Here is a 14,166-nt window from a genome sequence, read left to right as displayed (position 1 = left end):
ATGAAGACCGGATTTCATGTTTCCACCAAAGGCGGTTACAGGGAAGCGGCAAGGCGAGCGGCAGCATACGGTGCTGTCGCTTATCAATATTTCCCGAAAAATCCGAGAAGTCTTTCTGTGAAAGTCATTGACTACAGTGAAGCGAAACGGTGTGCAACATTCTGTGAGGAACGAGGCATCGTTTCCATTGCCCATTCTCCGTATCCGACTAATGTGGCATCAGAAGATGCGGACCATCGCGCGCGAACCGTAGATTCGCTGTTGAATGATCTCGAAATTGCCGAAGCCTGTGGTTCGCTGGGTGTTGTGGTGCATTTCGGCGTCTATAAAGGGCCAGACCCGCTTGAGGGTTACCGTAATGCTGTAGGGACATTAAGCGCGGTTACTTCGCAGTGGAACGGCAGGGCTAAGCTGCTCATAGAGAATCAAGCCGGTGATCATACCTTCATGGGGACGACGATGGAAGAGCTGGCACAGATTCGCAATCTATGCGTGGATCCCCACAAAATCGGCTTTTGCTTGGATACCTGTCATCTGTTTGCAAGCGGGGTATGGGATGGCAGTCCCCAAGCTGAATGGATGGACAAAGCACAAGAGCTTGGTGTGCTTTCGCAGCTGACCGCGATTCACCTCAACGATTCCGTATATCCAAGCGGCGAGAAGAGAGATCGTCATGCGAGGATCGGAGAAGGTTATATTGGGGAACGTGGATTGACCTGGCTGCTGCGTCACCCGCTGCTGAAGCAAGTTCCATTCGTACTGGAGACCCCATCTGGGGAAGATGGTACGCACAGGGGACAGATGGAGTTGATCCAGCGGTTAGGAGGGGAGAGCGAAGCATGATTAACGTATATTTAGACGATTACCGGCCCTGCCCGCAGGGCTTCGTTCTTGCAAAGACGGCTGCTGAATGTATCCTTCTGCTGCAGCATGAGGAAGTGGGTATTCTCTCGCTCGACTTCGAACTGGGCTGGGGGCAGCCGAATGGGCTGGCCGTTGCAGAATATATCGTAACAAGCGGGCGCTATCCGCGAACCTGCTATTTTCACACGTCCAGCCTTGCAGGCAGAATGCAAATGGTTCATTTATTAACCCGGCATGCACCGCTTGACATTCAAATTCATAATGGTCCAATGCCTGCCGAGAACAGGTAGTGCAGATCATCTTGACGTGAACTTCTGGGAGGGAAAACCATGATTTCTTTGAAAGACATCACGTTTCGCCGCGAAGAGAGACAAATACTTGATGGCGTTAATCTTCAAATAAACAAAGGGGAGCACTGGGTTATTCTTGGCCGTAACGGCTGCGGAAAAACAACGTTGCTGGAAATGATGACCGGCTATCAGTTCCCCTCCTCAGGAACCGTTGATGTGCTCGGCAATCGCTTTGGGGAATGCGATGTGCGTGAAGTACGTAAGCTTGTCGGTTATATCAGCCAATCGGTTATGGAGAAACTTACGCTGCGTGACCCGGTTTGGGAAGTCGTAGCGACAGGCGAATATGCGTTTCTGCGTTTCTATCAGACCATCGATGAAAATGTGCGTCAGAAGGCACTGCGTCACTTGGATGAGGTTGGTTTGCTGTATACGGCAAATCAAACGTTAGCTAGTCTCTCTCAAGGCGAACGGAAAAAAGTACTTCTCGCACGAGCATTAATGTCCAATCCGAAGCTGCTTATTATGGACGAGCCTTGCGCAGGCCTTGATTTATACGAGCGTGAGAAATTACTGATCGATCTAAACAGACTTAGTGAGCGTGACATTACCGTTGTGTATGTTACGCATCATATGGAAGAAATCATACCGCTATTTACTCATGTGGCGTTAGTACAGGACGGACGCATCGTAGCTGCGGGTCCGAAGAAGGAAGTGCTTAGTCCCGAGTGGCTAAGCCGTGCGTACGACTGGCCGGTGGCCGTAGAATGGGCCGATGACCGGCCATGGATTCGAGCATTATCAGGAGGCAGACAGTAGTGAGTCATTGGATTGGAACAGCTAATCATGGTTTTGCGTCGCTTGCTATGGAAGAGCTTCGTAGGCAAATTAATGGCATTAAATTTACGCAGCTTATCGCAGGCGAAGTATTCAAGATGGAGGTTCCGTTAAGCAAAGAAGAAATGCTGGATCTGATTCAGACAAATGAACCGATCTTCTTAAGACATATTCAGCCAATTGACCGTGCATTGCCGATTCATGGCAATGCCGATGATTTGCAGGCGCTCTCGGAGCTGATGCGCAGTGCAAGAATTCGCTGTGAAGAAGGGACGACTGCCATCCATCTCAGACGAATGGATGGCACGCCATTCATTTATTCCGCTGCTGATACAAAGGCGGTGTTAGATGCTGTGATCATGGAACTCGGCGGCGAAACGACGATGCAATCGCCAGAGCAAATCTTCTCCATCTTCGCAGCTTCCGAGGAGTTGTATGTCGGCTGGGGTACTCCTGCCGAGCAGCTGTCGGATTGGCCTGGCGGTGCCGTACGTTTTCAACGTGAGGAAGGTCAAATTTCACGGGCAAAATTCAAGCTGCTTGAAGCGGAACGGGCGTTCAAAGTTTATTTCGAAACTTTCCGCGAAGCGCTCGATATCGGCGCTGCGCCTGGCGGATGGACACATCTGCTGCTGGAGCGCGGACTGCGTGTGACGGCGATTGACCCTGCAGAGCTGCATCCAACTTTGTCCGCTTATCCGCGTCTTACGAAAATGAAGAAGAATGCGTCGGATGTCAATTTCCCACCGAATACGTTCGACTTACTCGTATGCGACATGAGCTGGAGTCCGATGCAGATGGCTAAGCTTGTGCTAGAGAAAACGGATGCGCTGACAGATGGTGCTACAGCAATCATTACGATTAAGCTGATGCATAAGAAACCGTTGCAGACGATTCGCGACGTGATCTCGAAGCTGGAGACAGCATTTGTATTGAAGAAAGCGAAGCAATTGTTTCACAATCGCGACGAAATTACGTTATACTTAGTGAAACGGTAGAAGGTACGAGTATCGATTCATCGATTCGGATTTGCCGGATTTCCGAATCAACAATTAATTTAAAGATTTCTGGATACGGGAAAGCATCCCGAATGGAGCAGACAATGTCTGCGCATTCGAGATGCTTTTTTTGCGTCTGGGGGAGGCTGCTGGATTGAGCATGGTCAATGAGAATCAGGTTTTGCTTAAGGATGGCGCAATAATTGGAGGTCGATACCGCATTGTCGGATTAATTGGCAGAGGCGGTATGGGGGAGGTCTATGCCGCAGAAGATCTACGTCTACATGGGAAGCTCCGCGCGCTTAAGGTTGCTTCGCTTCATAAGCACGAAGAAAGGAACGGCGCAGAAGAGGCGGCGCTTCTGATGCGCTTGAACCATCCTCATTTGCCTCTAATTGTGGATTATTTCCCGCATGTCGAAGAACTGGGTTGTGAAGTTGTAGTCATGGATTACATCGACGGAATCACCCTTCAAGCTTATATGACCTCTAGCGGTGGAGAGATTCGACTCGCGGACATCGTTGCAATTGGAAGTCAACTGTGCGAAGCGCTGCACTATTTGCACAGCCAACACCCGCCGATTATTCATCGAGACTTGAAGCCGACGAATGTGATGATGGATCGCGGCGGGTTTGTGCGTTTGATTGATTTTGGGATTGCAAGAGAATATAAGCCGGGTAAAGTACAGGATACGGTTATGCTTGGAACGCCGGGATTCTCAGCACCGGAACAAGAAGGTGCGTATCAAAGTGACGCGCGCACGGATGTGTTTGGATTAGGTGCATTACTATACTATTTGCTGAACGGAGGCAATCGCTACCTTACGAAGGAGGGAACCGCCCGGCCCAAATCTTTACCGAGCTATTTGCCCACCAACATATCCGAAGTGTTAAACCGCATGCTCGATCCGAACCCAATGTGCAGATACAGCTCGATGATGGAGGCTAAGCACGCCCTTGAAGCTTGTTTGGGCAATGAGCCCGCATCGCACCACATGATGAATCAAACTGTTCATCACCTGAAAAACCGTAGTCGAACAATCCTGGTGGCATCGTTGTCACCCGGCGCAGGAGCAACCTTCATAACCATTTCACTAGCACATTTACTCGAGCAGCAAGGAGTTTCATGTACAGCGATTGAACATCCGGAGCTAGAGCCAGAATGGCATGCTTTATTATACACACCGGAATTGCAACTGCGGCTTCGGTCGACATCACAGCAAGTATGGCGAGGCAAATATCGAACCTTTCATTCGCCATCCCGACATATTAATTGGCATGCTTTGGAGCCTGATCGCGCATCTGAGAATGTTGAACCCACGCTAAAATATCGGCTTATGTCGGAATCAGCAGACTCGTCATTGGTACTTACTGATCTCTCCAGCAGATGGCCAACCTTCCCCGAACTAACGCTTGAAATGACTCAATGCGATGAGTTGATCTTCGTTGTAGATCCTTCCCCTTTCAAATGGACGCCGCAGCGATTGCAATCGGCAGCGCGCATTTGCTTCGAACGTACGCAGGCCGGTCGCAAGACTTACTGGGTTGCTAATAAAGATTTATCATTTCGTAATCGGAGTGAATGGATGGCCGCAATTCCGGAGAATCCGGTATGTTCCGTTCCGTTGCTCCCGGCGGATCAACTGGTTGAATTGCTCTGGTCAGGCAAGTGGGCGACGTCCCACAAAAATTGGCTAAGCCTTCTGGAACGCGCCTTTCAGCCTATTTTGCAAGAAATAGTTGCAGCATCCCGGCACATTCCATCACATCCTGTGATACAATGAGTTGCGAGCGTAGCAATTAAGGCGCTTAATTATCATTGGAAAGCGAGCTTGAACATGAGTTTATTGACGATAGAGGAATTATCCCATAGCTTCGGCGACCGCACTTTATTCAAAAATGTATCCTTCCGGCTGCTCGCCGGCGAACGTGTAGGGCTTGTTGGCGCGAACGGGACGGGCAAGTCGACGATGATGAATATTCTAACAGGCAAATTGTTAAAGGACAGCGGGAAGGTCGAGTGGACATCCCGTGTCAGATACGGATATCTGGATCAGCATACGAAGCTTGTTCCCGGCAAGACTATACGTGATGTGCTGAAAGACGCGTTTCTTCCTCTGCTGGAACTGGAGCGGGAGCTCAATGATATTGCCGGCCAAATGGGGGATGCCGATTCCGACCAGCTTGAAGTGCTGCTCGTTCGTATGGGCGAAATTCAGGAGGAGCTCGAAATCGGGGACTTCTATTTGCTTGATGTGAAGGTCGATGAGATGGCGAACGGACTTGGTCTTAGTGTCATTGGACTTGATCGTGATGTCGCATCGCTAAGCGGTGGACAGCGTACAAAGGTGCTATTGGCTAAACTGCTGCTGGAGAAGCCGATGGTGCTGCTGCTCGATGAGCCGACGAACTATTTGGATGAAGAGCATATTACATGGCTGACGCACTATTTGAAGAACTATCCATACGCCTTTATTCTTATTTCGCATGACACGGGCTTTATGAACGAAGTCGTGAATGTTATTTATCACTTGGAGTTCACGAAGCTCACGCGTTATGCCGCTAACTACGAGAAGTTCTTAACGATGGCGGACATGAATAAAGCGCAGCATATCGATGCCTACGAGAAGCAGAAGGAATACATCAAGAAGCAGGAAGAATTTATTCAGAAGAATAAAGCGCGTGCTTCGACAAGCGGCCGGGCTAAGAGCCGCGAGAAGCAGCTGGACCGGATTGAGCGGATCGAGAAGCCGGAGGAAGCGGCAAGGCCGACTTTTGTTTTCAAAGAAGCGCGCACAAGCGGCAAGACCGTCTTCGAGGCATCAGGGCTTACGATCGGATACGGCAAACCGCTGATTCCGCCAATGAATATGCTTGTGGAGCGGGGAGATAAGATTGCGATTGTCGGTAGTAACGGCGTAGGTAAATCGACCTTGCTGAAGACGATTCTAGGCAAAATCGATGCGCTTGACGGCACGATTTACCGCGGTGACTATCTATTCCCTGCTTATTTCGAGCAAGAGGTGAAAGCACCGAATTTAACGCCGCTAGATGATGTGTGGAACGAATTTTCCAGCATGAATCAGCATGAAGTACGCGCGGCCTTGGCACGCTGCGGCTTGAAGAATGAGCATATCACGCGTGCGCTGAACCAGCTCAGCGGCGGCGAACAGGCGAAGGTTCGTCTGTGTAAGCTGCTCATGCGTGAGAGCAACTGGGTCGCGTTTGATGAACCGACCAACCATCTGGATATCCATGCGAAAGCAGAACTCAAACGTGCGCTGGCGTCCTACAAAGGAACCATTATTCTGGTTTCCCACGAACCTGATTTCTATGAGGATTGGGTAACGAAGGTATGGGATGTAGAGCAATGGTCGATGCAGCACGCGATGATCTAAACCGATAGATAACAAAGCCGCCAAGCTTAGGATTGGCGGCTTTGCTGCTTGCAATGGCGCTTTTGCTTCTTTATGATAGTGGGAACGGGCTTGTCCTGTATAAGTCTATAACAAAGTGGGTGTACAGCGAGAATGAACGAACGCATTCTTGTCATCGAAGATGAGGACGGCATTGCACGGGTCCTTCAGCTAGAGCTAGAGCATGAAGGTTATTTGGTCGGTCGTGCCGCAGACGGCAGAAGCGGACTTGAACAAGTCAACAACGGCGAATGGGATATGCTCCTTCTTGACGTGATGCTGCCTGAGCTTAACGGAATTGAAGTGCTGCGCAGACTGCGGCAATCCGGCAATCAAATCCCGATTATTCTATTAACGGCGCGTGACACGATCCCGGACAAGGTAAGCGGTTTCGAGCATGGCGCCAATGACTATATTACAAAACCTTTCGCGATGGAAGAGCTGCTGGCCCGCGTTCGCAATTTACTGCGGATCTTTCAGCAGCAACCGAAGGAAACGGAGAGTCCGGATGTGCTGAAAGCAGCCGATCTCTCGATCGAGCTGCGTACGCGCAAAGTGTTCCGCAAAGATTTGGCAATTGAGCTCACCCCGCGTGAATTCGAACTGCTTGTTTATTTGGCTGAGCATCGGAATGAAGAGAAGTCACGTGAAGATATCCTATCTGAAGTATGGGGTTACGATTTTATCGGAGAGACGAATTTGGTCGATGTGTACATCCGTTATCTGCGCCAGAAAATCGATAAAGGGTACCGGCATAAGCTCATCCACACGGTTCGCGGTGTCGGCTATATGCTCAAGGAGCCGGATGCATGACGCTGCGCAGACGATTTACGTTTTTCACGATTTTTTGGCTCATTTTTATATTGATCCTGTTTAACATTTTTGTTTATTTATTTGTGATTAAAATCACGATTCGCAGCGAGGATCAACTCCTGACGAACAAAGTAAATATACTGCTCGAAGATCCGCGAATCGTTGATCCCACGCAGCTGGCCAATGGTGAGCTGCTGCGGGATTTCTATAACATCAGTGAGCTCATTCGTATCGTCGATCGGGGCGGCAGAATTGTGAATTCACAAGGCTCGGACTCCGAGCTGCTGGCGTTGAAGTCGGAATTTTCCAGTCAGCATGATACGGGGATGTTCTTTCTTGAAGGTCGACGTGTGCTGTATATGAAGGTACCGCTCTTCCATGACGGACAAGTGATCGGTACGTTGGAGCTTTACCGCAAACTGACCCTGCTGGACAGCTACTTGCAAGTTCTGGTTATTGCACTGACCATTACCAGTATCGGCGCGATCTTGTTCGCGATCTTCGGCACCTATTGGTTTACTTCGAGACTGACGTCTCCGATTCAGCACATGGTACAGACGATGAGGGAAATCGACCGCAGCGGCAAGCTGCGACAGATCGAGCTCGCTCAGCGCGATCAATCTGCTGAGCTGCTGCAGCTTGCACGTGCCTTTAATCAAATGATCGGCCGACTGGATCGCACATTCGAGCGGCAGAAGCAGTTCGTTGCCGACGCGTCACATGAGCTGAGGACGCCGGTAACGGTTATTTCCAGCTATGCAGGCATGTTGAAGAGATGGGGACGCGATGATGTCAACATTCGTGATGAAGCGATTGAAGCGATCAGCAAGGAATCGCAGCGATTGCAGAATTTGACCAAATCGATGCTGCAGCTTGCGCAAGCTGAGCAAGAAGATTGGCTGAATTTAGAAAACTTTAATCTCGTTCAGCTGGCGGATGAAACGGCGGATATGCTCCATATCACGTTCCAACGAATGATTCGCGTACATACAGGAAAACAGGATGTTCGCATGATCGGTGATAAGGACAAGATCAGGCAGCTGCTTGTCATTCTCATTGACAATGCGATCAAATACAGTAAGGAACCGATCGATGTTACGCTTGGCGCGCATAAAGGCGTCATTCGGATTTCGGTCTCGGACAAAGGAATGGGTATTCCCGAGGACGAAATTCCTCATTTGTTTGAACGCTTCTACCGCGTAGACAGTGCCAGAAGCCGTTCCACCGGTGGTGCCGGACTTGGGTTATCCATTGCAAAGCGGATTGTCGATTTGCATGAAGGTCAAATCGATGTATTCAGCAAACCTGAACAAGGAACGACCATCTCGATTGCGCTGCCACTGCGCAAATAATATTTTTAAAGCTTATAAAGGCGGGGAGAACTATGGGGAGTTTGCGTGTCTGTGCTGTCCAGTACAAACTGGCAGATATCGAGCGCTTCGAACAGTTTGCCGATCAAGTTCGGCATTATGTTCGTAATGCATCTGAATATGGGGTTCAATTTATTCTGTTTCCGGAGTTTTTCACGACGCAGCTGCTCTCTATCGGGGACGATGAGGGACGTCCGCTGTCGATTGAAAGACTGCCTGAATTTACGGATCGCTACATTGACTTGTTTAAGTCGCTCGCAGCTGAATATCAAGTTCATATTGTTGGCGGAACACATGTCATTGATGCCGGAGGCGGCAAGCTGAACAATGCGGCGCATTTGTTCTACCCGAACGGCCGTGTGGAGCAGCAGGCTAAGCTTCATATGACGCCGACTGAACGCGAGGATTGGAATATGTCGCATGGCGAATCCTTGCGCGTATTTGATACAGAGTACGGCACAATTGCAATGCTGACTTGTTACGATATCGAGTTTCCGGAAGTGGTACGGATGGCCCGGGCGAAAGGGGCAGACATCATTTTTTGTCCTTCCTGCACCGATGATCGGCATGGTTTCTACCGGGTTCGTTACTGCTGCCATGCAAGGGCAGTCGAGAACCAAGTTTATATCGTGACGACAGGTACGGTTGGATCGCTGCGCAAGGTTGATTTTATGCGTGCTAATTTCGGACAAGCTGCTGTTATCTCACCAAACGATATCCCCTTTCCTCCAGCCGGCATTATGACTGAAGGCGTCATTAACGATGACATGCTTGTTGTCGCCGATCTCAATGTACAGCTGCTTCATGACGTGCGCGCTGCCGGTTCGGTCACGACTTGGCGCGATCGCCGAACGGATTTATATTGCGATTGGTCTTAATTGAAGGTAAGTCGTTAGTCGGAGGGGAGGGTGAGCGATGCGTAAACAATTAATTGTCTACCTGTTGGGCAAGCCGATCGAAATAGTGATTCGCAACTACAATTTCTCTGATATTGAGGGGATGATCGCCATTCAGCGGGAAAGCTTCCCGCCACCGTTTCCTTCCGAACTATGGTGGAATGAGACGCAGCTCCGTGAGCATATTACCCGGTTTCCGGAAGGCGCGTTATGTGCGGAAATGGATGGCAGATTAATCGGCTCTATGACTGGGCTTCTTGTAAACGAGAAGCAATTAGAAGGCGATCATACCTGGGAGGCTGTCACGGACAGCGGCTACATACGCAATCACGACCCGGATGGCACTACGCTTTATATCGTGGATCTATGCGTCATCCCTGAAATGCGTAAAGCCGGCATCGGCAAATGGCTCATGCAAAGCATGTATGAGGTCGTCGTTCATCTTCGGCTCAACAGGCTGCTTGGCGGTGGTAGAATGCCAGGCTATCATCGGTATGCAGATACAGTCTCGGCAGCGGACTACTTAACAGGTATCACTAAGGGGCTGTACAACGATCCCGTGATCTCGTTTCTAATGCGCTGCGGTCGACTGCCTGTCGGCGTTGCACAGCACTATCTGGAGGATGAAGAATCCTGCGGATACGCTGCACTCATGGAGTGGAAGAATCCATTCATAAATGACTAGAGAGGAAGTAATTCACAATGGACTACATACGCATTCAATCGATCGATAACCCATTATTCAAGAATATGCATGACTTGATGAAAACCATTTTCCCGAAGGAAGAGGTACTCGCTTATGAGAAATGGGCTGGACCGCTTGAAGATCCCAGCATTCACGTCTATGTCGCAGTTCACGAAGGTGAGGTAGTGGGCACGACGGAGTATCGGTATTATGCCGGTATGCAAGTCGCGATGACGGATTTTACAATTGTCGGTCGTCCAGGGCTTGGCGTAGGTCGGTTTCTGATGCGCAACCGCTCTCGCGATTTGGAACGGTTGGCACAGCAAAGCGGAACCGAACCAATCGGGATGTTTGCGGAAATTTACAACCCGACGGTAGCAGAATATGAATTCGGCGGCGTATATCCAATGAATCCGTTTGTGCGCCGTGAAGTGCTGTCGCATATCGGCTATATGAGGATTGACTTCCCATACGTTCATCCATCTTGGGAAGAGGATGGAGCTGCAGTTGGCGGGCTTGATCTATGTTTCTTGCCTCAAGACGAGAACCGGACTGAACTAGATGCATCGCTCGTGGTGGCGTTCTTGACGGAATATTATTCAGCTCTGCCTAATAAGCCGGATGAATGGTATGCCATGGTCGAAGGATTGAAAGGTCAATCCAAACTTGCGCTAAAACCTCTGTAGAGGGGATGTGCGTCAACATCGCAGGTAGGAATGGGGGAATCAATCTTGGCGACGACAATCACCTTCTGGGGAACAGGTGATGCAATGGGCGTACCTCGCGTCTATTGTTCGTGTAATGTGTGTGAGGAGGCGAGATCAGGCGGTGTGAACCGCAGATTGCGTTCACTCGTTCATCTAGCCGATGAAGAGTTTGGGACGATGCTGATTGATTGCGGTCCGGATTGGCGCAGTCAGATGGAAGCGGCAGGTCTCAAGCGTATCGATACGGTATTAATTACGCATGCTCATTTCGATCATATCGCGGGACTGCCGGAGTGGGCAGATCTATGCAGATGGCTGAAGTGCAAAGGAAAAGCCTATGCGATGCCTGATGTGATTCGCGATATTCTGACCCGGTTTCCATGGCTGACTTCGCATATTGAATTTCATCCGATCACAGGACCGCTTCAATTCGGCGGTTGGGAAGTGCAGACGTGGAAAGTAAACCATGGCAAGAACGGGTATGCGTACGCATTTCGGTTCACGCATGCTGAGCGCGGCAAGGCATTTGCTTATTGCTCGGATTCCATTGCGCTTGAGGGTGAAGAGCTTGAACCGCTGGCAGAGCTGGATTTGCTCATACTGGGGACGAGCTTCTATCAGGAGCCGTACCCATTCGAGACGCGTTCCGTCTATGATGTAACAGAAGCACTGGTCTTGCTCGAAGGGCTAAAGCCGGCTAAGACGATGTTTACGCATATGTCGCACGATATCGATTTGCGGCGAGACTATGGGCTGCCTTCAAATGTCGCATTTGCGCATGCTGGACTTGCCGTGACTGTCTAGGCGATTGCCGCTTGACTTGTCGCGAGTGCTGGCGCTATTATTAAGGTAACTTTAAGCAGTAAGGGGAAATTTTAATGCGGGTTATGGTTCTTAACTTCTAAATTGGATAATACCCGGCGCCAGAAGCGCTGCCGGGTGCACGGCATTTTTCGATATTCAAGTGGGCTTTCTCCGATTGGAGTAGGTTTATATTGTTATATCTCACTTATGTCGTGCGACCAATGAGTTAAGAACATGACAATTTCCGCCTACTGGACGGTAAATTCGCGTGCTCTTTCGAGCACGCCTTTTTTCGTTCTACGGGAAATCCGCATTCTGTTTGCCGGAAGCAGGGTTCTTCGTCGAATCGATAAGGGAATTTACCGAGAAGTCCATGTACAGGGATGGGATGCGTATGCGTTCTGTCCCTGTTTTTTTGCATTTAAATACAAACACCCAAAAAGGATGGTTAACCACAAATGAATAATGCGTCTATGACGAAATTGGAATTCGATAAAATCAAAGCGATGCTGCTCACATACACGGTTTCTGATGCAGGAAGAGCCCTCGCCGAGCGTCATGAACCGAGTGCAGAGCCAGGTCGCGTGAAAGCGTGGCTTGGTGAAACCGAAGAAGCTGCGGCACTGCTGGCAACCGGTGCAAGCGTTCCGATCTCTGCGATGGAGGGGATGGAGGTCTTCATGGCACTGCTAGGCAAAGGGAAAATCTATAGCGAGCAGGAGCTTGGTAATTTGGCAGTGTGGCTCACTTCAATCGGACAAATGAAAAGATATATGGACAGTAAACGAATGACTGCTCCGACGATCAGCAGCTATGCCGATTCGATGTACGATTGTCCGGAACTTGTGAAGGAACTTCAGCGCTGTATCCGACATGGCACGCTAACCGATCAAGCGTCTCCGGCTCTAGGTGACATCCGCAGGCATCTAGCAGCAGCCGAAGAGCGAATTGAGCGTAAGCTGGGCCAACTGTTGGGTAAATATAAGAACGCGCTTCAGGATCAATTGGTAAGCAAGCGCAACGGCCATTACGTTTTCCCTGTGAAGAGAGACCTGCGCAGACAGGTGCCGGGTACAGTGTGGGATGAGTCGGCAAGCGGTCAAACGTTGTTCGTTGAACCGGTGGACGTAGCAGATCTGCAAGCGGAATGGCAAATTTGGAAGAGTGAAGAGGAGCGAGAACGTACACTGATCCTCTCGCAGCTCTCTGATTTAGCGGAAGAACAGAGTGACCAACTGAGATGGAACGTGGAGGCGATGGCATCCTTTGATTTTATATTTGCCAGAGCGAAGCTATCGCGGACGTTTAACGGCATTAAAGCTGCGATTGTCGATAAGCCGTATGTGAAACTGATTGGCGCCAAACATCCGCTGTTAGGCGGAAAAGCAGTGCCGCTTACGATTGAAATAGGAGGCGATTGGCGTCAGCTTATCATTACAGGGCCTAATACAGGCGGCAAAACGGTTGCACTCAAAACAATTGGTTTATTCGCGCTAATGGTGCAATCTGGGTTGCTTATCCCTGCGGAGGCGGGGACGGAACTGGGGTTATTCCAAACCATTATGGCAGATGTCGGCGATGGTCAAAGTATCGAGCAGTCGTTAAGCACGTTCTCTGCGCATATGGAATGCCTGAGCGACATGCTTCGCAGAGCGAATGCTCGCTCGCTTATTTTGCTTGATGAGCTGGCAGCCGGCACTGATCCCGGTGAAGGTATTGCCTTGTCGATTGCCGTGCTGGAGGAGCTTCTTAAACGTGGTTCGCTTGTGGCCGCAACGACGCATTTTAACGAGATTAAACGATTCGCCTCTGTCATGAAAGGCTGTACGAACGCCCGCATGGCTTTCGATGCGGATACGCTGCAGCCGATCTACAAGCTTGAAATCGGGGAGGCAGGGGACAGCTATGCTTTTGCGATAGCGCGGAGATTTGGGTTGCCTGAGAGCGTGATTAAACGGGCAGAGGAACGAGTTGTGGCAGCCAAAACCTTAAGCTCAGAGCATCAGGGCCAGAAGTTGAATGCTGCGGAGTTTGATTCCAAATCAGCCTTGCGATGGGATGATGAACTGAAGCGGGCAAGTAATAAAGAAGAGGCAAAGGTTCAAGTAAAGCGTAATGAGGAAGCTGCACATTCGGCGGGAGGCAAGAAACCGTTCGAAATCGGGGATTGTGTCTGGATTTATCCTCTTAAACGGACTGGAATCGTATTTCAACCAGCGAATGAACGAGGTGATGTGGTTGTTCAGGTTCAGAAAAGTAAGATGACTTTCAACCGCAAGCGCCTGTCCCTCTACATTCCGAGTACACAGCTGTACCCGGAACTGGAAGAAGGCTATGACATGGATATCGTGTTCGATTCGAAGGAGAACCGTAAAACGCGAAAGCTTATGGGGCGCAAATTTGTCCCGGGGTTAACTATTGTCACGCCGCCGGATGAGCCAAAGGCTTGATTGTCGCGAGAAGACGCGACAAGGGTGGCATTCCATT

13 protein-coding genes are annotated in these 14,166 nt (G+C 50.0%); all 13 read left to right on the top strand.

Annotation, left to right across the window (positions count from 1 at the left end; translation table 11 throughout):
• The 13 genes from AC506A_RS07540 to AC506A_RS07480 all read left to right on the top strand — a co-directional run bounded on the left by AC506A_RS07540 (window position 1) and on the right by AC506A_RS07480 (window position 14,129).
• Entirely contained in the window at window positions 1-843 is an 843-nt protein-coding gene (locus AC506A_RS07540; protein WP_495460341.1) for a deoxyribonuclease IV, read from the top strand.
• Window positions 840-1,154: a cyclic-phosphate processing receiver domain-containing protein gene (locus AC506A_RS07535; RefSeq protein WP_495460340.1), complete on the top strand. Its 315-nt coding sequence runs from the start codon at window positions 840-842 to the stop codon at window positions 1,152-1,154. Before AC506A_RS07540 ends, AC506A_RS07535 begins: the two co-directional genes overlap by 4 nt.
• 39 nt (window positions 1,155-1,193) lie before the next feature.
• On the top strand, window positions 1,194-1,973 hold the full coding sequence (locus tag AC506A_RS07530; RefSeq protein WP_495460339.1) for an ABC transporter ATP-binding protein: 780 nt from the start codon (window positions 1,194-1,196) through the stop codon (window positions 1,971-1,973).
• A complete protein-coding gene (locus AC506A_RS07525; RefSeq protein ID WP_495460338.1) occupies window positions 1,973-2,989 on the top strand; it encodes an SAM-dependent methyltransferase in 1,017 nt (338 codons plus the stop codon). Before AC506A_RS07530 ends, AC506A_RS07525 begins: the two co-directional genes overlap by 1 nt.
• 160 nt (window positions 2,990-3,149) lie before the next feature.
• The gene (locus AC506A_RS07520) at window positions 3,150-4,772 is read left to right on the top strand and encodes a serine/threonine protein kinase (protein ID WP_495460992.1); all 1,623 of its coding nucleotides are present in this window, start codon (window positions 3,150-3,152) and stop codon (window positions 4,770-4,772) included.
• Between the two features lie 54 nt (window positions 4,773-4,826).
• The gene (locus AC506A_RS07515; RefSeq protein ID WP_495460337.1) at window positions 4,827-6,386 is read left to right on the top strand and encodes an ABC-F family ATP-binding cassette domain-containing protein; all 1,560 of its coding nucleotides are present in this window, start codon (window positions 4,827-4,829) and stop codon (window positions 6,384-6,386) included.
• 132 nt (window positions 6,387-6,518) lie between these two features.
• Complete coding sequence (locus AC506A_RS07510; RefSeq protein ID WP_495460336.1) at window positions 6,519-7,217, top strand: response regulator transcription factor; 699 nt, start codon at window positions 6,519-6,521, stop codon at window positions 7,215-7,217.
• Window positions 7,214-8,569, top strand: coding sequence for a HAMP domain-containing sensor histidine kinase (locus AC506A_RS07505; protein ID WP_495460335.1), 1,356 nt, complete (start codon window positions 7,214-7,216; stop codon window positions 8,567-8,569). Before AC506A_RS07510 ends, AC506A_RS07505 begins: the two co-directional genes overlap by 4 nt.
• A gap of 32 nt (window positions 8,570-8,601) precedes the next feature.
• Window positions 8,602-9,465 carry a carbon-nitrogen hydrolase family protein gene (locus AC506A_RS07500; protein ID WP_495460334.1) on the top strand — a complete coding sequence of 288 codons (864 nt, stop codon included), beginning with the start codon at window positions 8,602-8,604 and terminating at the stop codon, window positions 9,463-9,465.
• 37 nt (window positions 9,466-9,502) lie between these two features.
• Complete coding sequence (locus AC506A_RS07495) at window positions 9,503-10,168, top strand: GNAT family N-acetyltransferase (RefSeq protein ID WP_495460333.1); 666 nt, start codon at window positions 9,503-9,505, stop codon at window positions 10,166-10,168.
• A gap of 17 nt (window positions 10,169-10,185) precedes the next feature.
• A complete protein-coding gene (locus tag AC506A_RS07490) occupies window positions 10,186-10,854 on the top strand; it encodes a GNAT family N-acetyltransferase (protein ID WP_495460332.1) in 669 nt (222 codons plus the stop codon).
• A gap of 45 nt (window positions 10,855-10,899) precedes the next feature.
• Window positions 10,900-11,679 carry an MBL fold metallo-hydrolase gene (locus AC506A_RS07485; protein WP_495460331.1) on the top strand — a complete coding sequence of 260 codons (780 nt, stop codon included), beginning with the start codon at window positions 10,900-10,902 and terminating at the stop codon, window positions 11,677-11,679.
• Window positions 11,680-12,137: 458 nt separating this feature from the next.
• A complete protein-coding gene (locus tag AC506A_RS07480) occupies window positions 12,138-14,129 on the top strand; it encodes an endonuclease MutS2 (protein ID WP_495460330.1) in 1,992 nt (663 codons plus the stop codon).
• Window positions 14,130-14,166: the final 37 nt, after the last annotated feature.

This window comes from Paenibacillus sp. N22P23 (assembly GCF_059383735.1).
This window is presented reverse-complemented; position numbering and strand designations above follow the sequence as displayed.